Source organism: Paenibacillus sp. FSL K6-2859, from assembly GCF_038008265.1.
Taxonomy (GTDB): domain Bacteria; phylum Bacillota; class Bacilli; order Paenibacillales; family Paenibacillaceae; genus Paenibacillus_AQ; species Paenibacillus_AQ nitricinens.
This window is the reverse complement of record NZ_JBBOYU010000001.1, coordinates 4,947,044-4,971,515: the sequence shown is the minus strand read 5'-3', so window position 1 is coordinate 4,971,515 and position 24,472 is coordinate 4,947,044. Positions and strand designations below refer to the sequence as shown.

Here is a 24,472-nt window from a genome sequence, read left to right as displayed (position 1 = left end):
GAGGTTTAGGCTGGCCAGTATGGTGAGAGTCAGCGTCACTGCGAGGAATGTTTGGACTTCCGGTCGCTGTTATCCTCAGATTTCTTGATTAGAAACCGCTCTTTGCGGTTGAAATCCGAGGATAAAGGCGAACGCTCCGCTCCTACAGTTCCAAACTTCCTCTCCGTTCCTTCTCCCTCACCACACTTCGTTGTGGATATGGGGTCGTCCCACTCCTACGGACGTGGGGACTCCTTGGGGAATGCGAAGACTATCGACCAGTCTGCGGCTGTGATAGAAGGGCGAAGACTATCGACCAGTCTGCGGCTGTGATAGAAGGGCGAAGACTATCGACCAGCCTGCGGCTGCGATAGAAGGGCGAAAGACTATCGACCAGCCTGCGGCTGTGATAGAAGGGCGAGGGGCCTATTGGACCAGTCTGCGGCTGTGATAAAGGTACATAAGATTAAATGATTTAAAACATAGAGATGATTATTCTTAGTTATTAAGGATAATCATGTCTTTTTTTTATATAAATGGAATATGATCCCTATACTGCTATATCAATTACCAGAAAGGGATTCTAGGAAGTGCCTGGGTTGGGATAGCGAGCTTTTTGTTCTCAATGGAGGCAGCTTGGACCATTACAAGCACAATGCTTTCGTTCTTTGGAGTAGATCCAAATGAATGGTATTTATAGTCGCAGTATTAGCCGGGGATACTTGTGATAATAAAACTGTGGAATCTCATATTTTTCGGGTAGCGGATGAAAGGTTATTTTTGCTTGTTTTAATACTGAGTTAATCTTTCTTTACTTTAAAATGAAACTTTTTGCGGCCGGATGCGTCTAATACTATGTTTTGTTATAACGAACGTGGCAAAAAGCAATTCTTCCGCTCTGATGAGAGCGGTTGCGTTTTTGCGGGGAATATAAGAGGCGTATGAAAAAGACAGAGACCTACTTATATTTACAAATAGGAGCAGAGGAGTTATATCATGGATTTAAAGAAATTAACGTTAGTTGCTGTTTTGGCCGTATCGCAGGCCGCCTCGGCAGTGCCGGCTTTTGCTGAAGCTGTCAATAATACTTCAGGTAATACGAATACAGTAGGAACAATTGTTTCCTCTGTGACGGATGTAATGCCAGAAGCTACAGACCCATTGCCACCATTGCAAACTGAGGCTCCAGGGGGAGTATTATCACCTACACCAACTCCAATTCCTGCGGCAACAACTGAACCGACGACTGAACCTGCGACAACAACTGAACCTACATCAACAACCGAACCAACGGCTACACCAATTCCTACTGCAACACCTGTAACCACTACACAGCCTATACCAACGGATGGTGTTCGTGCTGCAGCTAGTAATCAGCTTGTTCTTATGATGAACAGCAACAAAATGTATCAAAACGGCGTTGAGTATTTAGCTAATCAGCCAATGGCCGTGAAGAATGGTGTCTCATACGTTTCGATCCGAGCTATGGTGGAACGCGTAGGTGTGAAATACATTTACGATTATAAAACGAAAGAGACCATTGTTACCAAAGGAACCGATGTAATGCGCTTTAAGACGGACAGTAAGATCTATTCCGTTAATGGTAAAAATGTGACGATGAAAGGTCCAGCTTACCAAACCAATGGTACATTCATGATTCCTTTGACGTCCATCACCGGGGCATTAGGCATTCCTTATACGGTTGATAATGTGCAAAAACGAGTGATTCTTACGTTGAACACGAAGCCTAAAGCTTCTTTTACAGGGCCAACTGAAATTTATGCTGGTGATCCTGTGAATTTTGTAACTTCCAGCTCTTCTCCGAATGGTACCGCTATAGTAGATGAACGTTGGGAAGGTAAGCAGGATGTTTATGATCAACCAGGAGTTTATGTAGTATCCTATTCTGTTATGGATGCAAGTGGACAGTGGAGTGATCCTTACTCTGTTACCATCAATGTACTGAAACCAAATACACCACCAGTCGCTAATTTTACGACAGACAAAGATTCTTACAAGATGGGTGAAATGATCACTTATTCGGATCTAAGCAGCGACCCAGACGGTGATCCAATTGAAGTGACTTGGACGAACAAAGCAGAAGCTTTCTTTACACCAGGTCCAGCAACAGTGGCTATTCAAGTCAAAGATTCACATGGCGCAATCAGCACTTTTGAGAAGACCATTAATATTTCAGATGAAGTCTTATACAGTAAAGAAGATTTCTATAGATTATTCGGTGCTCCAGGCAGCGTGTTTAACATTGATGGATCGATGGTTCCAACTTGGCAGAAGGTAGCCTATAATCTTTCTTCCGAGCCTTATAATCTTATCCGTAGTAACAGTCCGGAAACGGTGAATACGGAAGGGATTACTTACAAAGAAACTTCATTCGGCGGAACTCGCTTCTTAGTCCACCACAAGAATAATATGAATATTAAAACGAAGGTGTATGTGATTGCTAAGAATAACAATCTGTACCCTACGACAATTACAACTGAGTATGTAGGCTTTGGCGGTCCAAGTTCATTTCCGGAAGGCACTGGTAAAATGTCTGTGGAACGTTACTGGAAGTCTATGATTACGAGGGAACATTATAAGACAACGGTCCTTCAACCAGGAGAAAGTGTATCGATTCTTACGGATCTAAACAAAATTGCAATGAAACCAGGCGAGATTGTATCCCTCCAAGCGGATTTATTTAGTGATTATCCTATTGAATATAATGTCATGATGATCGATGCGAATAAAGATCCTCTAACTACACTTCCTACACTTCCAATATTGGATCGTGATGGGGTGCATAACCGGGGAACTTATGCTGATTCTACACGCATCATCACGGTTACTGACGAAGTAGGAACAACTCCTGTAAGACTTCTTCTCGGTGACAATTCGAGTGATTTGAATTTGACCGGTGTAGACCCAATGAATGGTACTGAAGCGTCTAATGCAGGTAACTTCGGCGTGTTGTACAAAATCAAATTCGATCGTGTTGCACCTAATTCATTGATTACATTTAATCCACGTGGCGGTAATTACATGGGACCTGTCATGGTTAATGGTCAAATCGTACAAATGCCGACTTCGGGAAGTCTCTCTAGTGCTGACATGAACAGTGTGATTTATCGTACTGGTGATTATGGCGGCTCCGTGGAGATTTTGTTCACAGCAGCTTCTGGTAGTAACTTGCCGGTGAATTTCCTGGTTACACCGCTACCAGCGAAGAAATAAAGCTTTTTGGGATTCACCTGAAATAAAAGTCCGGCTGAATATTCCGTAAAGGAATACTCAGCCGGACTTTTTGTATTTAAATGTATGAATTTAAACTGATGAGCGCTCATACGCTTGGTTGTTTCATTGACGGGGCATTTATTTTGGGGCATTATTAAGAGAGTGAATTACAAATGAACTGAAATGTTATGGGAGATGAGCGTATGCTGTCGACAGAACAAATATTAGAGGTCATGTCGGGGCAAGGTCTGCGAATCACCGACCAACGCAAAACGCTTGCCAAGTTATTCGGCGAGAATAAGGGTTATTTGTCAGCGAAGGATGTCTATGAGCATATGGGCCGCAAGTATAGCGGACTTAGCTTTGATACCGTGTACCGCAATCTGCGTGTAATGGAAGAGCTTGGTGTACTTGAGCAAATCGTCTTTGAAGACGGAGTGAAATTCAAGGGAAGCTGTAATCATCAGGATCACCATCATCATATGATCTGCCTTCAATGCGAGAAAACCTACCCGATTAATTTCTGCCCGATGAATTTAACGGATACACCTGATCAATTCCGGGTAGTCAAGCATAAATTTGAGGTGTTCGGTTATTGCAAAGAATGTGAAGAAAACCGGGAAGAAGAACTAATCGCAGCGGCAGATAGCAAAAAAGGGGTTTAGAAATGGCAACCCTACGTAGAACGATTCAGGCTCCCATTCGGGTGTACCGCAAGTACATTTCCCCGATTAAGCCTGCAACTTGTCGCTTCTATCCAACCTGCTCTGCTTATGCGCTTGAAGCTATTGAAGTCCATGGTCCTGTGAAAGGTTCGTGGCTTGCTGCCAAGCGGATTGCTAGATGCCATCCCTTCCATCCAGGGGGACTTGATCCGGTTCCGCCTCTTGAGGAACACCCTGCGAAGAAGGATTCTGCCCGTGTGACTTGACACAAGCCCATACCATTGGGTATATTCACAGATAATAGTATGAATTCCGAGGAACGGATAAGTAAATCGGTACGTCCATTACAGAGAGCCGGAACGAGCTGAAAGCCGGTATGGAGCGTTAGATTGAATATGGTCCGGGAGGAACCGTGTTCGAGCGGGAACTGCAATTGAGGTTCACGTAAGATAACGGCGTGTTCCAGCGTTAATGGACAGTTCCCGAGAGGGAACTGGCGAAGCCTGTTCTCTGTGAAGAGACAGGAAATTTGGGTGGTATCGCGTGAGTTATACTCTCGCCCCATGATAGGGGCGGGAGTTTTTTGTCTTTTTATGAAAGAAAGGATGATGAATCAATGAGTGAGAAGAAAACTTTTTACTTGACTACACCTATTTACTATCCGAGTGATAAGCTGCATATCGGACATGCTTATTCTACCGTAGCTGGAGATGCAATGGCCCGCTACAAACGTCTACGCGGCTATGATGTAAGGTATCTTACAGGTACAGACGAGCATGGTCAAAAGATTGAACGGAAGGCAGAGGAAGCAGGTAAAACCCCTCAGCAGTTCGTAGATGACATCGTTGTTGGCATTAAGGAATTATGGCGCAAGCTAGACATCTCCAACGATGACTTCATCCGTACAACGGAAGAACGTCATAAAAAGGTTGTTCAGGATATTTTTGATCGACTGCTCAAGCAAGGTGACATCTATAAAGGCGAATATGAAGGCTGGTACAGTATTCCGGATGAAACCTTCTATACAGAAACACAATTGGTTGATATTGTTCGAGATGACGATGGCGTAATCATTGGCGCAAAAAGCCCTGATAGCGGTCATCCCGTTGAACTGGTGAAGGAAGCGAGTTATTTCTTCCGGATGAGTAAATATGCTGATCGTTTGCTGCAATTTTATGAGGAGAATCCGGAGTTTATTTTGCCGGAATCCCGTAAGAATGAAATGATCAATAACTTTATCAAACCGGGTCTGGAGGATCTTGCAGTTTCCCGTACGACCTTCGATTGGGGAGTTAAAGTTAAAGGGGACGAAAAGCATGTAGTGTATGTATGGATCGATGCGTTGACGAACTACATTACTGCTCTGGGCTACGGTTCCGAGGATCGCAGTCTGTACGATAATTTCTGGCCTGCTGATGTACATATTGTGGGCAAAGAAATCGTTCGTTTCCATACGATTTACTGGCCGATCATTCTAATGGCGCTGGGTGAACCTCTTCCGAAAAAGGTGTTCGCACATGGCTGGCTGCTTATGAAGGATGGCAAAATGTCGAAGTCTAAAGGGAACGTAGTAGATCCAGTTACACTGATTGATCGTTACGGCTTGGATGCACTGCGTTATTATCTGCTGCGGGAAGTACCGTTTGGTTCGGATGGTACATTCACACCTGAAAGCTTTGTCGATCGGGTTAACTATGATCTTGCTAATGACCTTGGTAACCTGTTGAACCGAACAGGTGCGATGGTAGAGAAGTATTTCGGTGGAGAGCTTCCAGCGTATGAAGGAAATGTAACGGCATTTGACGGTGAGCTTCAAGCTGCGGCAGAGAATACTTATGCCAAAGTAGAAGAAGCGATGGAAAAAATGGAGTTCTCCGTAGCGCTGACTGCTATCGGGATCTTTATCAGCCGCACCAATAAATACATTGATGAGACACAACCTTGGGTGCTTGCTAAGGATGAGAGCAGAACAGCTGAGCTCGCTTCCGTGATGAGACATCTTGTGGAAGGTCTTCGTACCGCTTCCATTCTGCTGCAGCCGTTCTTGACGCAAACCCCAGCGAAGATTTGGGAACAGCTTGGCATTGAAGCAGGCGAGCTGACGACATGGGACAGTGGAAAGACTTTCGGTCTGATTCCGGCAGGAACGAAGCTGGTGAAAGGCAATCCAATCTTCCCGCGTCTGGATGTGGAGCAAGAGGTAGCTTATATCGCCGAAGCCATGGGCGCAGGTAAGTCGGCTGCTGAAGTAACTGAAACAGCCCCTGCTGCCCCTGCGGTATCCGAGCCTGAGGAAGAGCATAAAGAAGAGATCGGCATCGACGATTTCGCCAAGGCTGAGCTTCGAGTAGCTCAAGTCATTGCAGCTGAGCCTGTGAAGAAAGCCGATAAACTGCTGAAGCTGCAACTGGATCTAGGTTATGAGCAGCGTCAAGTCGTTTCTGGTATTGCGAAGTTTTACACACCTGAAGAACTGGTAGGACAAAAAGTGATTTGTATTGTGAACCTGAAACCAGTGAAACTGCGTGGTGAATTGTCGCAAGGGATGATTCTAGCGGCTTCTAAAGGTGATCAGTTAACTCTCGCCACAGTTCCAGACAGCATGCCAAACGGAGCTATTGTGAAGTAAGAGCGGTTATATAGAATATATAATTGCAATGGGTTATAAAAGAAAAGGAATGCTCCTTCAGCCAGTTAGGCTGTGGGAACATTCCTTTTTTCTAAGTAAAAGCAAGCAGGGATAAAGTGCTGGGTCATCTGATCTAGATGATTTATTATTGACTTATCGTAATAATTACTATTATACTTCTGATAGTAAAGATTACGATTTGAGAGGGAGATCCATTTAATGGTTGCTATGAAGTCACGAATAAGCCTACTCATACTTGCACTAGTGCTTGTATTTACACTTTCTGCATGTGGACCTAAGAGCAGTGGAAGTATAGTTGAAGGGAAAGTAAATGTTGTAACCACGTTTTATCCTATTTATGAGTTTACTCGGGAAATTGGTGGAGATGATATAAATGCCATTAATTTGCTTCCGGTTGGCGTAGAGCCGCATGATTGGACACCGCGCAGTCAAGATATTATCAATACCTCTAAAGCGCAATTGTTCCTGTACAATGGAGCAGGGCTTGAGGGATGGGTTCCTAATTTTCTAAAAGGACTGGATAGTAGCAGCAAGGTGGAAGCCGTTGAAGTAAGTAAAGGTATTGATTTAATAATGACCGATGAAGAGGACGGACATGATCACGGGGGAAGCAGTGAAGAAGATGCTGATCATAGTAGCCATACCTCTGGGGACAGTCTGCACACAGACCCACATACCTGGGTAAGTCCGAAATCAGCGATGATCATGGCTCGTAATATAAAAGAAAGCCTTCAGTCCGTGGACCCGGAGCATAAAGATGGTTATGAAGATCGTTACAATAAGCTTGCTGAACGTTTACAAGCATTGGATAGTAAGTTTGAACAGGAGCTTAGCAAGCTGCCTAATCACAAAATTGTAGTTTCGCACCAAGCGTTCTCCTATCTTGCCCGTGACTATAAACTTGAGCAGCATGCGATTATGGGATTATCCCCAGATGCTGAGCCGCGTGGACAGGATCTAGTCAAACTGGCGAAGATGGTTAAAGAGGAGAACATTCGGTATATCTTTTTTGAAGAACTGGTCTCCGATAAACTCGCAAAGACATTAGCAGCTGAAGCCGGTGTGTCCACTATGGTGCTTAATCCAGTAGAGGGTCTTACTGCGGAGCAAGAAAAGAATGGGGATAACTACTTCACATTGATGGAGAAAAATTTGCAAAATCTGATTATGGCTTTACAATAAAAAGGATAGTATAAGGAAAAGGCGGTGCTTAAGTATGCAATCGGTATCCTTGGACTGCCATCAGCATATCATCGATATACAGGATCTTTCATTTTCATATGGCGAACAGAAGGTGATCTCAAATCTTAACTATAGTGTAAGAGAACGAGACTTCCTCGGTATCATTGGTTCTAATGGCGCTGGTAAAACAACATTGATGAAGATGATCGTCGGTTTGCTTCCAGCCAGTAGTGGTGAAATCAAATTATTCGGAACGCCTGTCCGCAAGTTTAAAGACTGGGAACGGATTGGTTATGTTCCACAAAAGAACGCCTTCAATCCCCTGTTTCCAGCAACGGTGCGGGAAGTAGTGCTATCTGGTTTGTACAACAACAAGAATATTATTCGAAGAGTATCTAAGGCTCAGCATCGTCAGTGCGAAGATGCGCTGGAAGTGATGCGAATACAGGATATTGCGGAGAAAAGAGTAGGCCAGCTCTCAGGCGGCCAGCAGCAGCGTGTATTTCTGGCACGTGCGCTGATTAACCATCCGGATCTGCTAATTTTGGATGAGCCTACAGTCGGTATTGATGCTGAATCACAAGCAGGATTCTTTGATTTAATTACACATATGCATGCTCATCATCATATGACATTCCTTATGGTGTCGCATGATATCGACATGATTAAGAATTACTTAGGGAATGAACCTGTGCAAACGAACGGTAAGATTAACTTTTTCTCCCGTCATTCTCATGATTTGCAGAATTGTACGGAAGAGAATCTGCAGCACACGCTCTCTTAGTTCATATTTAAGCTCTAATCGCAGCATTTTCTGCGATTAGAGCTATACATAGCGGAGAGGGCGGGAGTTTGAGGTTTTCTCAATCTTTTAATTCTTTTCATGTTCAGCTTTTCCGTTTCCGGCCTTTCCGCATCTAGATACCGTAACACTGCAAGCGTGTCCCTTTAGGGACGAAAGCGATCTTTATCCGATTAATCTAAGTCCAGTAACACCAACGCCTACGCTAGTTGCACTTAACGGGTGTCCAGAGGGCAGAGCCCTTGGGGCCCTCCCTTGGAAGGGAGGGTTTGGGAGGGATCGAAAAGCTTTGAAAAAGGTTTTGCGAGTTTTGAGTTTTGAATGAAGGAGAGTTAAAGTTGGAAATTCTATTTAGCGATTTTTTTCAGCGAGCGCTTGCGGGCGGTCTTCTGATAGGTATTACAGCGCCGCTTATAGGCGTTTTTCTTGTGCTCAGACGTTTATCTATGATAGGGGATACGCTGGCTCACGTTACAATAGCCGGTGTAGCACTTGGCTTTTTAACAGGCTTCTACCCGCTGGGAGCCGGTCTTATTTTTGCAGTGGTGGCTTCCTTCGCGATAGAGAAGCTTCGCAAGGCTTATAAGAGTTATGCAGAGCTCTCGATTGCCATCATTATGTCTGGCGGGGTGGCTTTAGCCTCACTCTTTTTCACCTTAGGAAAAGGTTATAATGCAGATGTTATGAGTTACTTGTTCGGTAGCATTTATACGCTAAATAATACTGATTTAATCGTTGTGGGGATTGTGACGATTGCAGTAGTAGTAGTGGTTACGATGTTCTTTAAAGAGTTCTTTTTGCTTAGCTTTGAAGAGGATGCTGCAAGTGTAAGCGGACTGCCAGTGAAGCTGCTGAACATGCTAATTACCATTCTGACGGCGCTTGTAATCAGTACTGCGATCAAAATTGTCGGATCGTTGCTAGTATCTGCTCTACTGACCATTCCGGTGGCTATCAGCTTATTGTTATCTCGAAGCTTTAAATCCTCAGTCATTCTATCCGTCATCATTTCGGAAATAGCTGTTGTAGGCGGATTAGTAGTTGCAGGAGTCTGGAATCTGGCCCCTGGTGCTACCATTGTGCTTTTACTCATATCCCTATTAGTGTTGACTTTGATCGGTAAAAAGGGTTTGCCCGCATAAACAGCGAATAAAATATACGGTATGCGTTTTTATAGGATGGAGCTACAAATCCCTGAAGTGACTCGAATGCCGGAAGGAGAGCCGCTACCTTGTCTAATATCAATGCAGGAATAGCCTTAGCAGCAGGGGTAGCATCGTTTATATCCCCTTGCTGTTTGCCGCTTTATCCCTCTTACTTATCGTATATAACCGGATTATCTGTTCAACAATTGAAATCAGGTGCGAATACCAAAGAAATCCGTATACGCACCATAACTCATACATTGGCCTTTATTTTAGGTTTTTCAGCGGTTTTTTACACGCTGGGATTTGGTGCCGGACTATTCGGACAATTTTTTAATGGTCATCGTGATCTGATCCGGCAATTATCCGCGATTCTGATTATTGTGATGGGATTATTTCTGCTTGGGATCTTTCAGCCGCAATTTCTACTTCGCGAGCGTAAGCTTGATTTAAAATGGAAGCCGGCCGGATATATGGGTTCATTTATATTTGGGATCGGTTTTTCTGCAGGCTGGTCTCCATGTATTGGACCGATTTTGACCGCAATTATCGCACTTTCCGCAAGTGAGCCTGGCACGTGGTTCACATTAATTACGGCTTATAGCATCGGGTTCGCATTGCCATTCTTTGTCTTGGCCTTCTTTCTTGGAGGAGCCAGACGTATCCTTAAATATTCAAATGTGCTGATGAAGATTGGTGGCGTTCTCATGGTATTTATGGGCGTTCTGCTCTTTACAGATCAAATGTTTCGGATCACAGTATGGCTGCAGGGAATCACGCCAGATTGGCTCATTTTTTAGGTGAAATAATCAATTCCTGCTTCCGGAAAATGTTCGAATATCCGCTCTGTGATAAACTCTCGCAGGGCGGTTTGCTGTTCATCGGGATAGACATATTTATTTTGTCCCCAGCGTCCCCATTTCTTCTTACGCTTCTCCATGTCCATCTCTAGCTTGGATTTGGGGTAGCGCTTCTCTATAACCGTCTTGGCGGTTTTGGTGAATCGATGCTGAATCATTTCGAAGGTTAATCCTTTTCCAACTTCAGGGGGGAGGGTCTGGGCTAACTTGGCCAGTAGCTCTGCATAGCCTTCTTGCCAGCCGTCATACCAAATAATTGGGGCAATGATAAAGCCAAGTGGATAACCCGCCCTTGCTACCTTTCCAGCAGCCTCAATACGCTCCTCAAAGCGGGAGGTGGCAGGCTCGAAGTTCTTGATCACATAATCTGCATTCACGCTGAAGCGAACTCTGGTATGCCCGTTATGCTCCAAAGCAAGCAGGGGTTCAACATGTTGGTATTTGGTCACAAAGCGCAGACGGCCAAGGGGCTCTTTTGCCATAAATGTAATTAGTTCTGCCAGAGAACCAGTAATATGCTCAAGTCCCAGTGGATCTGATGTGCAGGCAGCTTCAAAGGTGGTGATTTCTGGATTACGCTCCTCAATATATTTTTTGGCAGCATCTATAATGTCACCTGTGTTTACATATACGCGAATGTAGGGCTTTGCTCCTAAGGTAGTCTGCAAATAGCAATAATGGCAGTGCCCCATACAGCCCGTGGCAATGGGAATAGCATAATCAGCCGATGGCTTGGATTGGTCAAATTTCAAAGTTTTGCGTAGGCCTACAACAAGCGTTCTTTTGGCAATTTTATATTGCTCGACTTCAGTTTCACCAGGGAAATTCATAATTCGATTATGTGATGTGGTCATACGATAAGGGATATTGTTAGCTTTTACCCATTCCATGATTTTTTCACCTTTAGGGTAATTTAAAGCATCCGGCTCGAAGAAAACAAGCTCTGGAAGAAAAAGCGCTGTAGGTTTTCTGGTTCTTTTTACAGTAGTGGACTCCGGCGTCACTATAGTCATACTTTCACGCTCCTTTGGAATGACGAGTATGTTTATTATGTCTAACTCAGCCCCAATAGAAGCATGGCAAACATGTGCAACTCCTCTGTAAGTTCCTTTGAAGGACTTGCCAAGGTGCGTTAGAAACATGTATCATTGTTAGAGCAAGGTTTGGCCCGGCGCCATGCTCATTATAGAAAAGAGGTAAAGTTTAATGCCAACACCCAGCATGGAGGATTATTTGGAGCGCATATACAAGCTCATAGATGAGAAAGGTTATGCGCGGGTCTCGGATATTGCCGAGGGACTGGAAGTACACCCCTCCTCTGTGACCAAGATGATCCAAAAACTGGATAAGGACGAATATCTCATCTATGAGAAATATCGTGGGCTTGTCCTAACCACCAAAGGGAAAAAAGTAGGAAAACGTTTAGTTGATCGTCATCAACTATTGGAGGAATTCCTCGGGTTGATCGGAGTACAGCAGGAATACATTTATAATGATGTCGAAGGAATCGAGCATCACTTAAGTTGGGATTCGATTACGCGTATTGAAACGTTGGTAGAATATTTCCGCCGCGACGAAGAACGTGTACAGACTTTATATGCGATTCACAACGAACTAGCAAGCGATTCTTGAAATGTTTTTTCCCGAAACGGATACTGTCCTAAAAGTTATGCGTAGCAAGGCTTTCTTGAGCATAGGCTGTGGATAGTATAGCCGTTTCTATTTTGTTTAGTGCAACCTTTTCCAGTTTTTAGCGTCAAAACGGATACAGTCCTTTTTAAAAATATAAGAGAGTATGAGCTTTATCCGATACTTCTTATATTTTTTGCAGAGACAGAGACCACCTTTTTAGAAGGAGGCACTCACTCATCTGCATGAAGGATTTATCCGTTTTTTTCGTTTTTTTGGATACATATTTTTTAGATTTGGGGAGGAATTATGAATTATCGTAAATGGATGTTGAGCTTGTTAGTAATTATGTTGTTTTTGCCTCTATGGTCACCTGGTGCACGTGCCGCAGCGGTGCAAATTACCATTGAACTGGATGGAGAGGCGCTGGTTAGTGATGTGCCCCCATATATCACAACTTCTAATGTAACGATGGTGCCCATTAGTGTGATCAGTAAAGGATTAAATGCCGGCGTAGTATGGAATCAAAATAGTAAAACTGTAACCATTACTCAAGGAGATATGCTCCTTAAGCTGACCAGTGGCCAGAAAAATGCAATGGTTAACGATGCTTCGGTAGCGCTGGATACCTCCGTACAGATTAAGCAGGGGCGGGTAATGGTACCGATTCGTTTTGTAAGTGAGCAATTGGGATTGCAGGTGTTATGGGATCAGGTCAATAAGCATATTTCTTTGATCTCAAACATTGAACCGCCACAATCTGTCGATCCAGAAAAACCAACGACACCAACGACACCAACCGAACCAACATTACCTACTCTCCCTGGTGGATCAACTAGTAAGGAGATGAAGGGAGCCTGGATCTCCACGGTGTTTAACCTAGACTGGCCTTCAACGTCTTCTGCAGGAAATGAAACGAAACAAAAGCAGGAGTTTGATAATTTGTTGGACAAACTCAAAGCTGTTGGCTTTAATGCTGTATTTGTTCAGGTAAGACCTTCAGCAGATAGTCTGTACCCATCGACTTTAGTGCCTTGGTCTAAGGTATTGACGGGTACACAAGGGAAGAATCCGGGGTATGATCCTCTAAGCTATATGGTCAGTGCTGCGCATTCCCGCGGCATGCAGTTTCATGCTTGGTTCAACCCGTTCCGTGCAACGACAGATGCTTCCACCTCAGCGTTAGCAAGTAACCATGTGGCAAAAGCACATCCAGAATGGATTGTGAATGCCGAGGGTAAGAAATACATTAATCCAGGTATTCCGGAGGCTCGCCAACATATCATCGACACGGTGATGGAAGTGGTTAAAGGTTACGATGTCGATGGTGTCCATTTGGATGATTATTTTTATCCTTCAAATGTTACTTTTGCCGATGATGCTGCTTATTCTACCTATAATACGAAAAAGCTTTCTAAAGCTGATTGGCGCCGAGATAATATTAATGAATTTGTCCGTCAGTTGGGAGAACAGATTCACAAGGTAAAACCTAAGGCTTCTTATGGGATCAGTCCATTTGGAGTATGGCGAAATATTAAAAATGATAGTACAGGTTCGGACACTAGTGCAGGGGTAACTGCTTATGACAGCATGTATGCGGATGTTCGGACATGGATTAAGCAGGGCTGGATTGATTATGTCGCTCCGCAAATTTATTGGAGTTTGTCCTTTAGCACAGCACGTTATGACAAGTTAGTAGATTGGTGGGTTAAAGAAGTCGAGAATACGAATGTTAAACTCTACATCGGGTTAGCCGGCTATAAGGTCGGAGCCAGTGATCAAAAGGCTGAATGGCAAAGTGGGGATCAAATTATTAATCAGCTCAAATATAATGAGAAGTACGAAGAAGTTGCAGGTAGTATTATGTTTAGAGCGAATGACGTCGTAGTCCGCAATCCGTTCGGATTGTCGAGCTTATTGACCTTTTATTTTAAGTCCTAATCGATTAGCAGTTATTCATAAGGAGTCATGAATGTTCCCCCGTGCTCATAGATAAGCAATAGAATCTATGGGAAACGGGGGATTTTTGTGTATGGAGATTAACGCAGTATTTGAAGGAGGAGGCGTAAAGGGGATTTCTCTTGCGGGAGCAGTTGAAGCTACAGAAAGGGCAGGCTGGACTTTTAAAAGGGTAGCAGGAAGCTCCTCAGGTTCGATTGTAGCCACTTTACTAGCAGCGGGCTATGAGGGGAAGGAAATGTGTCGGATCATCCAAGGCACATCCTTTTCATCGTTTCTGAAGCGAGGCCCCGTTTACAATACTGCTATCGTTGGTCCTGCGCTGCGAGTGTTATTGAAGAAAGGATTATATTCTGGGGAAGCCTTGGAGTCCTGGATAAGAGCATTATTACTGAAAAAGGGAATCATCACCTTCCGTGATCTGCCTGCAGGTAAATTATCTATCATCGCATCCGATATCACAAATGGAAGGATATTGCTGTTGCCAGATGGCTTGGAGCAGTATGGGATCTCTCCGGAACATTTTGAAGTGGCCAAGGCAGTGCGAATGAGCTGCAGCATTCCTTATTTTTTTGATCCTGTGATGTTAAGACTGAACGGGCAAGCAGCAAGAGGGAAATCCTTTACCGAGCAGTTTGTGTATGTTGTAGATGGTGGACTCTTGAGTAATTTCCCTTTGTGGCTATTTGACGGCAAGAATAATGGGAGTATACAACCTGGGAACAGAATTCCTACGGTAGGTTATCAAACGGTAGGTAAGACCGATCCACAGCCGCATAAAATCAGAGGGCCATTCAGTATGCTCCAAGCCTTGGTAACTACCATGCTCTCTGCTCATGATGAAAAGTTTATTGAAGGGGATAAATTTGTTCGCACGGTAAAAATTCCTACGCTTGGGATTGGGACGACTCAATTTGAAATTACAAAAGCGCAAAGCGATGAAATGTATGCTGCCGGACTCAAAGCAGGAGAAGATTTCTTTAAGGAGTGGCGACCAAGATAACGAGCGTGGTATCCATATGAGAAAAAAGCATCCCGCACGTTACTTAAAACGTGGAGATGCTTTTTGGAGTTCTTATGAAGTTAGTGATACTTCGGAAGCTGATCGTCATTTTTCCCTTTACTTCCTTCGATCACTTGGAAAGGATAGCTTTTGCGTTTGCCTGGTGCAGCTTGAGTCTTGCGAATTCCTGCTACCTTTGACATGGTCTTCTGGGAAGGCTTCACTTTAACCTTAGATCCACTGCTGCTACGAGCGTATTTGCCTGGTCCCATTTTTTTGTAAGCATAATAAATGATTGCTAACAGTACCAGGGGGAGAATCAGCTTCGACAGCGTAAAGAAGGGCTCAGTCAAGACTCCAATCACAAAACCGAAAATCGCAAGCGTAACCGTAATCCAAAAAATTAAAGCATGCCTGATCATAGATCACTCATCCTTTCGCAGGATCCAATATGCCGCCTGACACACTTGCCTCCGAATATCCTCTTGCTTCAATCGCAGCATCAAGCTCACGCATACGGTTAAAAGAGGCAATAGATACTTCTACCTGATCGTCTTTTGGCTCTTTGGTTGTAAGGAGTTGCAGCCACAATCCAGGGTAACCCAGATATTTAAGGCCTGGTACTTCTCTTACCGCATTGGTTCCCTTTAGAACTTCGAACGATACACCAATTACGACGGGTAACAAGATAATCCGCTGGATCACTCGTTCCCAAAGATTATCCCATGGGACTACGGAGTAAATGATCACACCGAGGATAATCGTCAGCATCATAAAGCTACTTCCACAGCGGTAATGCAGACGGCTGTATTTCTGAACGTTCTGAACAGTCAGTTCTTCACCCGCTTCAAAAGCGCTGATGACTTTATGTTCGGCACCGTGATACTGGAACAGTCGTTTGATCACAGGTGTTTGAGAAATCGCCCATAAATAGACCAGCAAAAGAATCATTTTGATGCCGCCTTCTATGAGGTTGTGCAGTACGTAGTTATCAAATACATTTTTAAATAAAAAATCCTCTACAAATACCGGAACAAGCGTAAAAATGAGCTTTCCGAACAAGAAGGAGAGAATACCCATTACAGCAACGCCAAAAATCATTCCAAGGCTCCAGCCCTCATCCTTTTTCTTCGGCTTCGCTTTTTCCTTCTCAAGATCTTCCGGTTCCAATTCATCTTCAGCGTAGGATTCGGCAGAATAGTTCAAGTGCTTAGAGCCTTTAGCGCTGGCATCTATAATACTGACAAGGCCGCGAAGCAGCGGAATCTTGCGCAGTTTCGTGACCCAGCTCTTATCGCTTTTGGGTACTTCTAAAAAAGTGATTTCCTGATTCTTGCGTCGTACGGCTGTTACATTGATATGCTTACCGCCGAACATGACACCTTCAATGACGGCTTGGCCGCCGTAACTGGGAGTTTCCTGGGACAACCAATTCACCTTCTCGTATTTAATATGATTTATATAATACATTGTAACTAATTTTTGAAGACATTACTAGTTGGATCGCCTTTTGCTGTACATACTATCTTCTAGAGAGAACGAGAGATAAATCGGCATTGAAAATAAAGAAAGCGAGGCAATTTCATGAGCAAATCTCATCAACAACAATCGGGGCATACAAATATTTGGCTTTTTGCACTCGAATTAGGTTTTTTTGCAGGATTAATTTGGGGTGGGCTTCATTGGCTAGTTTATTGGTTCAGTTTTACCCAAGTCAGCCCTGGCTTTATAGCAGAGCCTTTCTTCAAACATGCGTTTTTGACAACAGCATTTGGACATTTCGTGGGATATATGATGTTTATTGTATTTTCGGTCATCGCTTCTATGCTGTACGTACTGGTTCTCCGTAAGCTGAAGGGGCCTTGGCCAGGCCTAGTCTACGGCATTTTATGGTGGGTGATTATATTTATTCCTGGTTCTCAGATGTTTCTTATGCAGCCCCCATTCAAGCTGCCGTGGAACACGGTCATTAGTGAGTTCTGTATTTTTCTGCTATGGGGAATGTTCATTGGATATACAGCAGCAATTGAGTATACGGACGAACGGAAGCGTGAGCAAAGTACAGCGCTTGCCTAACGGCGCGAAAAAACTTCTCAAGGGGATATCCCTATGTTAAAATACAATGTGGCTATTTCGAGAGGAGAATGAAAATGGGTAACAAGCGTGTCTCCAAGCTGCGTAAGGTTTTGCAGGATCAAGGATTGGATGCAATGTTGATAACTAGCGGTTATAACCGCCGCTATTTAAGTGGATTTACCGGATCGTCCGGTTATGTACTGGTGACAAGTGATGATTGTTATCTGCTGACTGACTTCAGGTATATGACACAGGCCGCGGACCAAGCAATGGGGGTTAAAGTTGTAGAGCATACAACTAAATTCATTGATACAGTTCGCGAGCTTCTGCCTTCTGGTAAAGAGGTACGTATTGGTTTCGAACAGGATGATGTTTCATTCAGCGCGTACACCGCATATGCAGAAGCACTTAAGCCGGCAGTGTTAGTTCCAATTTCCAAAGCTGTGGAAGACCTTCGTATGTTCAAGGATGAGGAAGAGCTTGCCGTTATGCAACGTGCAGCAGATCTGGCCGATGCTACATTCAGTCATATTCTGAACGTGATCAAGCCGGGTATGACTGAGCGCGATGTTGATTTGGAAATGGAATTTTATATGCGTACCCATGGTGCAACTTCTTCATCGTTTGATACGATTGTTGCTTCAGGCGAACGTTCGTCCATGCCACACGGCGTAGCAAGCAGCCGCGTAATTCAAGGCAATGAATTCATTACCCTTGATTTCGGTGCATTACTTGATGGCTATTGTTCAGATGTGACAAGAACCATTGCACTCGGAGCACCGGATCCGAAGCTGAAAGAGATCTATGATATTGTGCTGGAAGCTCAGCTACATACTTTAGCGCATATCAAGCCGGGTATGACTGGACGGGAATGTGATGCCTTGGCACGTGATATCATTGCTAGCTACGGATATGGTGAACAATTTGGACACAGCACAGGCCATGGACTTGGAATGGAAGTTCATGAGTGGCCGCGTTTGTCTAAACTTAGTGACGATATTATGCAGCCGGGGATGGTTGTAACTGTGGAGCCTGGTATTTATTTGCCGGGCATTGGCGGAGTACGTATTGAAGATGACATTGTGATCACAGAGAGCGGAATATCACTGCTGACCCATTCGTCTAAAGAATATACAGTACTGTAAGTAAGCGTGATGTAGTAGATTAATTATAATTTTGGAGGGATTTTAGTGATTTCAGTAAATGATTTTAAAACAGGTTTGACCGTAGAGGTAGAAGGAGATATTTTTACCGTTATTGATTTCCAACACGTTAAGCCAGGTAAAGGCGCAGCATTTGTCCGTTCCAAGCTTAAGAACCTACGTAACGGTAATACAGTAGAGCGTACATTCCGTGCAGGTGAAACGATTGGCCGTGCTATTATCGAAAACCGTGGTGTACAATATCTCTATGCCAGTGGATCGGACCATGTATTCATGGATAACGAAACTTATGACCAATTCGAATTGTCCGAAAAGCAATTGGAATGGGAATTGAATTTCCTTAAAGAGAACATGACTGTAAACATCGTTAGTTATAAAGGTGAGATTCTTGGGATCAACCTTCCTACCAGCGTAGAGCTTAAGGTTGTTGAAACTGAGCCTGGCGTTAAAGGAAACACGGCTCAAGGTGCTACGAAATCGGCCAAGCTTGAAACCGGACACAGTGTTCAGGTTCCATTGTTCATCAACGAAGAAGACATCTTGCTCGTTGATACTCGTGAAGGTAAATATATCTCCCGCGCGTAGGAAATAGAACAATAACCTAGATATTACCAGAATAACCTAGATATTACCAGAATAACCTCCCCGTTTATACGGTGGAGGTTTTTTTATGAACAGTAACGGATAAAGATGCCATGGAAACCCACATTAAAATACTGGAAGTTGAGTAAAATAAGCACAGCTGAAGGGCGGATGCTGATCTTATCTTTTTTTTCGCAGCGGGGAATTTTAATAAATTTTTTATGAAACCATTAACGCAGGGCACTGTTTTCGTATTATACTGATTTAAAGCGGGAAACCGATTAGAAGCAACTACATAGACCGATATGGGGAGTGAATGGGACTTTGTCACTTTATGTTATGAAATTCGGAGGCAGCTCCGTCGGCGACACTGAACGAATGAAACGCGTCGCGGGGCGCATCGCAGACAAGCAAGATGAGGGACATCGCTGCGTTGTGGTTGTATCTGCAATGGGGGATACAACAGATGATTTGATCGATACGGCGAAGCAACTAAACGGGCAGCCGCCCGCACGTGAAATGGATATGTTGATGACGACAGGTGAACAAATCTCCGTCGCTCTATTGTCCATTGCCCTACATGGGATCGGGCGGAATGCTGTTTCTTATACAGGATGGCAGGCTGGATTCCGAACAGACGAAACTCACGGCAGAGCTCGTATCAATGAAATTGACCCGCGCCGTGTATTAGCGTCTTTGGAGCGTGAACAGATCGTGATCGTTGCAGGCTTTCAGGGAATGACTGTGGACGGTGAGATCACCACATTAGGCCGCGGTGGTTCGGACACAACAGCCGTAGCATTGGCTGCTGCTATAGAAGCAGACGTATGCGAAATCTATACCGATGTAGATGGTATCTACTCCACAGACCCACGTATCGTGAAGACGGCACGTAAGCTGAAGGAAATCTCTTACGATGAAATGCTGGAGCTTGCCAATTTGGGAGCAGCTGTATTACATCCACGTGCAGTGGAGTACGCTAAGCGTCATCAAGTTAAGCTGGTCGTTAGATCGAGCTTTAATCATAATGAAGGTACCGTTGTGAAGGAGGAAACAAGTATGGAGCAGGGAATCGTAGTTAGTGGTATTGCATTTGATAAGAATGTAGCACGTGTCAGTATTCTTGGAGTTCCTGATGTACCAGGTGTACTCGCTCAGGTCTTCGGCAAGCTTGCTGAAGAGGGCGTTAACGTAGATATCATCGTACAAAGTGGTGTACAGAATGAGCAGGCTGACTTCTCATTTACAGTTTCTCTTGATGAGCTGGATCGGGCGAAGGAAGTTATTAAAGAAATTCATAAAACATTGCCTTACCGTGAAGTTACCTCCGAGGATAACCTGGTGAAGGTATCCATCGTTGGTGCTGGGATGGTCAGCCATCCAGGGGTAGCGGCTCAAATGTTTGATGTACTCTCCCAAGAGGGTGTAAGCATCAAGATGGTCAGCACTTCTGAGATTAAAGTATCTTGCGTTATTGAATCAGGCAATTTGCCATCAATCATACAGGCGCTTCATACCGCCTACAATCTAGATACAACTGAGCAGGCTTTCGTCGGAGGTCCTAAAGATCGCCGATAAGAGCTGCTGAGTAAACAAAGAGGGATGCCTTACAGCCAGACGGCTGCGGGGCATCCCTCTCTTTGTCTTTTAAGCCAGTCTTGTTGTGGTATTCCTGCGGCGTTATGCCATAATGCTTCTTGAATAGATGAATGGTGATGAAATTACTAAGGAAGTGAATGACTGGTATATTTCAGCTAGTAAAAAATAAGAAAATAGCATCACTTATAGATGAAAAGGAACGCTGCAGATTTGAATGCAGCGTTCCTTTTCATCTATATAACAGTATGGGAGGTAAGTCCCTGGATTTTATCCTAATCGTTTGAACCGGCCCTGGATCTCTACAGTCTCCACAACATTGACGAAGGAGCTTGGGTCTGCCTCAAGAATAGTTCTCCGCAGATTTGCAAGCTCATACCGAGTCGTTACCGTCATTAGCATGGTATTTCCCTCATGACTGTATCCACCCTCTGCATTGACGACAGTGATGCCATGAGGTAACTCTCTGAGACGGGTTAGCATCATCTCCCGTTCTTTGGTAACGATGAAGCAGGTCAGCTTCACATGGCGAATATGGATCATATCGACTACTCTACTCTTTACAAAAATACAGAGCATAGCGTATAAGGCGGAATCCCAGCTTTTAAAGAAGCCTAAACTCAGAATCACTAATCCATCCATTAGGAACATGATATTTCCCATTGGAATATCACGCTTGCGAGAAATAATCGAGCCTAATATATCAAATCCCCCGGAAGAACCCCCTGTACGGAGAGAAAAACCAACGCCGCCAGCAATAATTACTCCGCCGAAAATACTTGCAAGAATGGGATCCTTGGTCATTTGCACCTCAGGAATAATGGTAATGAACCAGGTGGTAGCTACGACGGAAAGTAAGCTTAGTAAGATGTATTTTTTCCCCACTGCAATAAATCCCCAGACAATTAAAGGGAGGTTTATTACAAAATAAAGCTTAGAAATGTACTTCGGATCCGTTAAATAACCGACGACCGAAGCCACCCCTGCTACCCCACCGCTCAGAAGCTGATGAGGAATTAGAAACAATCGCATCCCGCTTGCAATTAAAAAGGCTGAAAAAATAATGATAGCTACTTCCTTGAGTGGTCTGACTACGGTCCGCATATTTTGCGGTAACCCGTAACTTCGAACTTGCATGACACAAATCCCCTCTTTTTCTTATGTCTTTATAGTCTGCTCTTTTTGAAAATATAAACCCACTATATTTCCAATTAACAAGGATACCACAGATGGAAGTGTTCGTAAAAAATAATTTTATCGTACTGATTATATTTATTTATATAGGTGTGTACTATGAACTCTTTCACAGTTGGACTTACAATTCTGTCATTTCTCCTTGTCTAAAGTGAGTAATTATCGCATATCCATGGATAAGAGAAGGACAAACAAGCCCTGAATATCATTTTGTATGAAATAGTAAAAGTTAGGAGTGGAGTGGATTGGACAAGTATGTAAGCTGGATGGCGACTCTTCGGCTGTTCTCGGGTAGTGCGGAGATTATAGCTGCGCTGATTATGCTGCGGTTGAATCAGGTAGACAAGGCGCTCGCAGTCAATTCTGGACTAGCTTTGGTAGGTCCGACGATCTTGATATTGACGACAGCGATCGGACTTACAGGGATGGCTCAGCAGTTGTCCTGGAGCAAACTGGGCTGGGTCGGTTGCGGTGTAGCCTTTCTCTTAATCGGGATTCTAAAAAAATGATAGATGATAGGCATATTGAGCGCGTACAAGCATAAATATGGAATAAAGCAATTAGATAGAGGACAACTTGGGGGTACTTTGTATGGCAGATGATTGGCTGCAATTGTTTCCTGAAAAAGTAAGAGCACTATTAAAGTGCCTTCCCCTTCCGCTACTTGGAATGGTGGAAGAGATTCGGGTCCGTGAAGGTCGTCCGCTGGAGATTAACTATTCAGGTAAATATCACTTTCTTAGAGCAAATGGCAGCGTAACGCAAAGGCCGGAAGAAGCCTATAGGCCGGATCGGGAGGACACTCATAGACTGCTAGATCTGATCAGCAACCATTCACTATATACGATGGAAGAAGAGCTGAGAAAGGGATTTATTACGATTCCTGGCGGCCATCGAATAGGACTTGCTGGTCGGACGGTGCTGAGTGGTGGTGGTGTGGAGCATCTACGCGACATTACAAGCTTCAATGTCCGCATAGCCCGTGAGGTTCCCGGAGTCGCGGATAAAGTGCTGCCTTATCTGCTGGACAAGGGGAGGCAGCGAATGATGCACACCTTGATCCTTTCGCCTCCACAGCACGGGAAGACAACACTTCTTCGCGATATTGCAAGACAAATCTCCTTAGGAGATTTGGGGAAGCGTGAAGGCGGAAGACCCGGTTTGAAGGTGGGGATTGTCGATGAACGTTCTGAGATTGCCGGAAGCAGACGCGGGATTCCTGCCTTTGATGTTGGTCCGCGCACAGATATCCTCGACGGCTGTCCCAAAGCTGAAGGCATGATGATGATGATTCGTTCCTTGTCACCGGATGTATTGATTGCTGATGAGATTGGTCGTCCTGAAGACGCTGAAGCAGTCACTGAAGCGCTGCATGCTGGAATATCAGTTGTTGCTTCGGCTCACGGTAAAGAAGTAATAGAACTGGCTCGTAGACCCGGGCTTGGCGGGCTACTGGAACAAAAGATGTTCGAAAGATACGTCATTCTGCACCGCTCAGAAGCAGGGCTCTCCTTTCGTGTTCTGGATGGACAAAAACGCGGATTACTTCTTATCTCACCCGGGGATCGATTAGGTGGTGATATACATGCTTAAGCTATTTGGTGCCGTTCTGATTGTGCTGGCTGGTACGCTGGCAGGGCTACAATTTGCAAAACAATATGCAGACAGGCCAAGACATATCAGAGGCTTAATAGCAGCGCTACAGCGGCTGGAAACAGAAATTATGTATGGCTTTACCCCATTGCCTGAAGCTATGCGGCGTATAGGGATTCAGTCGAAGGAACCGCTCAAAACGTTGTTTGTTAAAACAGCTGAGGAGATGAGCCCACCCCATGACCGAAGCGCCCAGGATGCCATTCAGAGGGCTATGGATTCGCATTGGAAGTCTACCGCATTGAAGGGGACAGAAAAAGAGATTCTCCGCCAGCTCAGTTGTACTCTCGGTACAAGCGATAGGTCCAATCAGAGCACTCATATCGCGTTAGCATTGCAGCAATTGAAGCAGGAGGAGTCGGTGGCCAGAGAGGATCAGGGCAAATATGAAAAATTGAGTAAAAGCCTGGGTCTGCTGCTTGGAGCATTGATCGTCATTTTGATCTTTTAGCGAGGTGCCAGGAATGAATATTGAAGTCAATGCGATTTTTCAAATTGCCGGCATTGGCATAATTATCGCCATGATACACACGGTGCTTAAACAGATGGGAAAAGAAGATTTCGCACATTGGGTTACCGTAATCGGGTTCGTCGTCGTGCTATTTATGGTTATTCGAATGCTGGACGGACTGCTGCAGGAAATAAAAACGATCTTTCTTTTTCAATAGGCGTGCTATGGAGATCATTCAAGTTGTTGGAATCGGGCTGATATCGACCATATTGATTCTCGTGCTGAAGGAACAAAAACCGATGTTTGCCTTTCTCCTCGCTACTGCCACAGGGATTCTGATCTTCCTGTTTCTAATCGGCAAGATTGGAATGATACTTTCCACACTGGAGCGGGTGGCAGAGTCATCGGGGATGGAAATGATCTATTTAAAGACCGTGTTCAAAATCATCGGAATTTCATATATCGCTGAATTTGGAGCACAGATCGTGCGTGATGCAGGGCAGGAATCGATTGCTTCCAAAATAGAGCTCGCCGGAAAAGTCCTCATTATGGTACTAGCTGTACCCATTATCAGCATCATTATTGAAACGGTCATGAAGCTGCTACCTGCTTAAAGCAATTGAAGGAAGCTAAGCAACGATTAGGGAGG

25 protein-coding genes are annotated in these 24,472 nt (G+C 44.3%); 21 read left to right on the top strand and 4 right to left on the bottom strand.

Annotated elements, in window-relative coordinates; all coding sequences use genetic code 11:
• Positions 1 to 84: 84 nt before the first annotated feature.
• The 9 genes from MHB64_RS22360 to MHB64_RS22320 all read left to right on the top strand — a co-directional run bounded on the left by MHB64_RS22360 (position 85) and on the right by MHB64_RS22320 (position 10,457).
• Positions 85 to 312, top strand: a complete 228-nt coding sequence (locus tag MHB64_RS22360; protein WP_341135400.1) for a hypothetical protein — start codon at positions 85 to 87, stop codon at positions 310 to 312.
• Between the two features lie 663 nt (positions 313 to 975).
• Entirely contained in the window at positions 976 to 3,213 is a 2,238-nt protein-coding gene (locus tag MHB64_RS22355) for a stalk domain-containing protein (RefSeq protein ID WP_341135399.1), read from the top strand.
• Between the two features lie 203 nt (positions 3,214 to 3,416).
• The gene (locus MHB64_RS22350) at positions 3,417 to 3,878 is read left to right on the top strand and encodes a Fur family transcriptional regulator (RefSeq protein ID WP_094874053.1); all 462 of its coding nucleotides are present in this window, start codon (positions 3,417 to 3,419) and stop codon (positions 3,876 to 3,878) included.
• A gap of 2 nt (positions 3,879 to 3,880) precedes the next feature.
• On the top strand, positions 3,881 to 4,144 hold the full coding sequence (yidD, locus tag MHB64_RS22345) for a membrane protein insertion efficiency factor YidD (RefSeq protein WP_094874054.1): 264 nt from the start codon (positions 3,881 to 3,883) through the stop codon (positions 4,142 to 4,144).
• Between the two features lie 350 nt (positions 4,145 to 4,494).
• Positions 4,495 to 6,507: a methionine--tRNA ligase gene (metG, locus tag MHB64_RS22340; protein WP_341135398.1), complete on the top strand. Its 2,013-nt coding sequence runs from the start codon at positions 4,495 to 4,497 to the stop codon at positions 6,505 to 6,507.
• A 219-nt stretch (positions 6,508 to 6,726) separates the two neighbouring features.
• Positions 6,727 to 7,710 (top strand): metal ABC transporter substrate-binding protein, encoded by a 984-nt coding sequence (locus MHB64_RS22335; RefSeq protein ID WP_341135397.1) that lies wholly within the window; start codon positions 6,727 to 6,729, stop codon positions 7,708 to 7,710.
• Between the two features lie 34 nt (positions 7,711 to 7,744).
• The gene (locus MHB64_RS22330) at positions 7,745 to 8,494 is read left to right on the top strand and encodes a metal ABC transporter ATP-binding protein (protein WP_094874056.1); all 750 of its coding nucleotides are present in this window, start codon (positions 7,745 to 7,747) and stop codon (positions 8,492 to 8,494) included.
• A gap of 356 nt (positions 8,495 to 8,850) precedes the next feature.
• The gene (locus tag MHB64_RS22325; RefSeq protein WP_179281736.1) at positions 8,851 to 9,654 is read left to right on the top strand and encodes a metal ABC transporter permease; all 804 of its coding nucleotides are present in this window, start codon (positions 8,851 to 8,853) and stop codon (positions 9,652 to 9,654) included.
• A gap of 89 nt (positions 9,655 to 9,743) precedes the next feature.
• Positions 9,744 to 10,457 carry a cytochrome c biogenesis CcdA family protein gene (locus MHB64_RS22320; protein ID WP_341135396.1) on the top strand — a complete coding sequence of 238 codons (714 nt, stop codon included), beginning with the start codon at positions 9,744 to 9,746 and terminating at the stop codon, positions 10,455 to 10,457.
• Here MHB64_RS22320 and splB read toward each other — a convergent pair.
• Entirely contained in the window at positions 10,454 to 11,530 is a 1,077-nt protein-coding gene (splB, locus tag MHB64_RS22315; protein ID WP_094874059.1) for a spore photoproduct lyase, read from the bottom strand. The two genes, MHB64_RS22320 and splB, sit on opposite strands and share 4 nt — an antisense overlap.
• Before the next feature lie 193 nt (positions 11,531 to 11,723).
• Between splB and mntR the strand changes: the two genes are divergently transcribed.
• From mntR to MHB64_RS22300, 3 genes are all read left to right on the top strand, one after another.
• Positions 11,724 to 12,149, top strand: a complete 426-nt coding sequence (mntR, locus tag MHB64_RS22310; protein WP_094874060.1) for a transcriptional regulator MntR — start codon at positions 11,724 to 11,726, stop codon at positions 12,147 to 12,149.
• A 306-nt stretch (positions 12,150 to 12,455) separates the two neighbouring features.
• Positions 12,456 to 14,087: a family 10 glycosylhydrolase gene (locus MHB64_RS22305; RefSeq protein WP_341135395.1), complete on the top strand. Its 1,632-nt coding sequence runs from the start codon at positions 12,456 to 12,458 to the stop codon at positions 14,085 to 14,087.
• Between the two features lie 91 nt (positions 14,088 to 14,178).
• Positions 14,179 to 15,108 carry a patatin-like phospholipase family protein gene (locus tag MHB64_RS22300; protein ID WP_341135394.1) on the top strand — a complete coding sequence of 310 codons (930 nt, stop codon included), beginning with the start codon at positions 14,179 to 14,181 and terminating at the stop codon, positions 15,106 to 15,108.
• 80 nt (positions 15,109 to 15,188) lie between these two features.
• Here MHB64_RS22300 and MHB64_RS22295 read toward each other — a convergent pair whose 3' ends face one another.
• The gene (locus MHB64_RS22295) at positions 15,189 to 15,530 is read right to left on the bottom strand and encodes a hypothetical protein (RefSeq protein ID WP_042190481.1); all 342 of its coding nucleotides are present in this window, start codon (positions 15,528 to 15,530) and stop codon (positions 15,189 to 15,191) included.
• A 7-nt stretch (positions 15,531 to 15,537) separates the two neighbouring features.
• Entirely contained in the window at positions 15,538 to 16,485 is a 948-nt protein-coding gene (locus MHB64_RS22290; RefSeq protein ID WP_373455847.1) for a DUF1385 domain-containing protein, read from the bottom strand.
• A gap of 207 nt (positions 16,486 to 16,692) precedes the next feature.
• Between MHB64_RS22290 and MHB64_RS22285 the strand changes: the two genes are divergently transcribed.
• The 4 genes from MHB64_RS22285 to MHB64_RS22270 all read left to right on the top strand — a co-directional run bounded on the left by MHB64_RS22285 (position 16,693) and on the right by MHB64_RS22270 (position 20,507).
• Positions 16,693 to 17,184, top strand: a complete 492-nt coding sequence (locus MHB64_RS22285; protein WP_094878364.1) for a YqhR family membrane protein — start codon at positions 16,693 to 16,695, stop codon at positions 17,182 to 17,184.
• A gap of 74 nt (positions 17,185 to 17,258) precedes the next feature.
• Entirely contained in the window at positions 17,259 to 18,329 is a 1,071-nt protein-coding gene (locus MHB64_RS22280; protein ID WP_094874066.1) for a M24 family metallopeptidase, read from the top strand.
• Between the two features lie 45 nt (positions 18,330 to 18,374).
• A complete protein-coding gene (gene efp, locus MHB64_RS22275) occupies positions 18,375 to 18,932 on the top strand; it encodes an elongation factor P (RefSeq protein WP_042190473.1) in 558 nt (185 codons plus the stop codon).
• 321 nt (positions 18,933 to 19,253) lie between these two features.
• Positions 19,254 to 20,507 (top strand): aspartate kinase, encoded by a 1,254-nt coding sequence (locus MHB64_RS22270; protein WP_094874067.1) that lies wholly within the window; start codon positions 19,254 to 19,256, stop codon positions 20,505 to 20,507.
• 288 nt (positions 20,508 to 20,795) lie between these two features.
• On the opposite strand, the gene MHB64_RS22265 is transcribed toward MHB64_RS22270, so the two are convergent.
• Complete coding sequence (locus MHB64_RS22265) at positions 20,796 to 21,662, bottom strand: YitT family protein (RefSeq protein WP_081382878.1); 867 nt, start codon at positions 21,660 to 21,662, stop codon at positions 20,796 to 20,798.
• Positions 21,663 to 21,964: 302 nt separating this feature from the next.
• On the opposite strand from MHB64_RS22265, the gene MHB64_RS22260 reads away from it, so the two are divergent.
• The 5 genes from MHB64_RS22260 (at position 21,965) to spoIIIAD (ending at position 24,437) form a co-directional block, all read left to right on the top strand.
• Positions 21,965 to 22,228 carry a YqhV family protein gene (locus MHB64_RS22260; RefSeq protein WP_371915730.1) on the top strand — a complete coding sequence of 88 codons (264 nt, stop codon included), beginning with the start codon at positions 21,965 to 21,967 and terminating at the stop codon, positions 22,226 to 22,228.
• 82 nt (positions 22,229 to 22,310) lie between these two features.
• The gene (spoIIIAA, locus tag MHB64_RS22255; RefSeq protein WP_094874068.1) at positions 22,311 to 23,312 is read left to right on the top strand and encodes a stage III sporulation protein AA; all 1,002 of its coding nucleotides are present in this window, start codon (positions 22,311 to 22,313) and stop codon (positions 23,310 to 23,312) included.
• On the top strand, positions 23,305 to 23,823 hold the full coding sequence (gene spoIIIAB, locus MHB64_RS22250; RefSeq protein ID WP_341135393.1) for a stage III sporulation protein SpoIIIAB: 519 nt from the start codon (positions 23,305 to 23,307) through the stop codon (positions 23,821 to 23,823). Before spoIIIAA ends, spoIIIAB begins: the two co-directional genes overlap by 8 nt.
• Positions 23,824 to 23,836: 13 nt before the next feature.
• On the top strand, positions 23,837 to 24,040 hold the full coding sequence (spoIIIAC, locus tag MHB64_RS22245; protein WP_036682849.1) for a stage III sporulation protein AC: 204 nt from the start codon (positions 23,837 to 23,839) through the stop codon (positions 24,038 to 24,040).
• Positions 24,041 to 24,047: 7 nt separating this feature from the next.
• A complete protein-coding gene (gene spoIIIAD / locus MHB64_RS22240; protein ID WP_042129828.1) occupies positions 24,048 to 24,437 on the top strand; it encodes a stage III sporulation protein AD in 390 nt (129 codons plus the stop codon).
• The last annotated feature ends 35 nt before the right edge of the window (positions 24,438 to 24,472 follow it).

Coding starts and splice junctions, on each gene's coding strand:
- MHB64_RS22265 (WP_081382878.1), bottom strand. CDS start 21,662: ATGCAAGTTCGAAGTTACGGGTTACCGCAAAATATGCGGACCGTAGTC.
- MHB64_RS22330 (WP_094874056.1), top strand. CDS start 7,745: ATGCAATCGGTATCCTTGGACTGCCATCAGCATATCATCGATATACAG.
- MHB64_RS22285 (WP_094878364.1), top strand. CDS start 16,693: ATGAGCAAATCTCATCAACAACAATCGGGGCATACAAATATTTGGCTT.
- MHB64_RS22350 (WP_094874053.1), top strand. CDS start 3,417: ATGCTGTCGACAGAACAAATATTAGAGGTCATGTCGGGGCAAGGTCTG.
- spoIIIAC (WP_036682849.1), top strand. CDS start 23,837: ATGAATATTGAAGTCAATGCGATTTTTCAAATTGCCGGCATTGGCATA.
- metG (WP_341135398.1), top strand. CDS start 4,495: ATGAGTGAGAAGAAAACTTTTTACTTGACTACACCTATTTACTATCCG.
- MHB64_RS22355 (WP_341135399.1), top strand. CDS start 976: ATGGATTTAAAGAAATTAACGTTAGTTGCTGTTTTGGCCGTATCGCAG.
- spoIIIAA (WP_094874068.1), top strand. CDS start 22,311: ATGGCAGATGATTGGCTGCAATTGTTTCCTGAAAAAGTAAGAGCACTA.
- yidD (WP_094874054.1), top strand. CDS start 3,881: ATGGCAACCCTACGTAGAACGATTCAGGCTCCCATTCGGGTGTACCGC.
- MHB64_RS22290 (WP_373455847.1), bottom strand. CDS start 16,485: ATGTTCGGCGGTAAGCATATCAATGTAACAGCCGTACGACGCAAGAAT.
- mntR (WP_094874060.1), top strand. CDS start 11,724: ATGCCAACACCCAGCATGGAGGATTATTTGGAGCGCATATACAAGCTC.
- MHB64_RS22305 (WP_341135395.1), top strand. CDS start 12,456: ATGAATTATCGTAAATGGATGTTGAGCTTGTTAGTAATTATGTTGTTT.
- splB (WP_094874059.1), bottom strand. CDS start 11,530: ATGACTATAGTGACGCCGGAGTCCACTACTGTAAAAAGAACCAGAAAA.
- spoIIIAB (WP_341135393.1), top strand. CDS start 23,305: ATGCTTAAGCTATTTGGTGCCGTTCTGATTGTGCTGGCTGGTACGCTG.
- MHB64_RS22335 (WP_341135397.1), top strand. CDS start 6,727: ATGGTTGCTATGAAGTCACGAATAAGCCTACTCATACTTGCACTAGTG.
- MHB64_RS22295 (WP_042190481.1), bottom strand. CDS start 15,530: ATGATCAGGCATGCTTTAATTTTTTGGATTACGGTTACGCTTGCGATT.
- MHB64_RS22280 (WP_094874066.1), top strand. CDS start 17,259: ATGGGTAACAAGCGTGTCTCCAAGCTGCGTAAGGTTTTGCAGGATCAA.
- MHB64_RS22300 (WP_341135394.1), top strand. CDS start 14,179: ATGGAGATTAACGCAGTATTTGAAGGAGGAGGCGTAAAGGGGATTTCT.
- spoIIIAD (WP_042129828.1), top strand. CDS start 24,048: ATGGAGATCATTCAAGTTGTTGGAATCGGGCTGATATCGACCATATTG.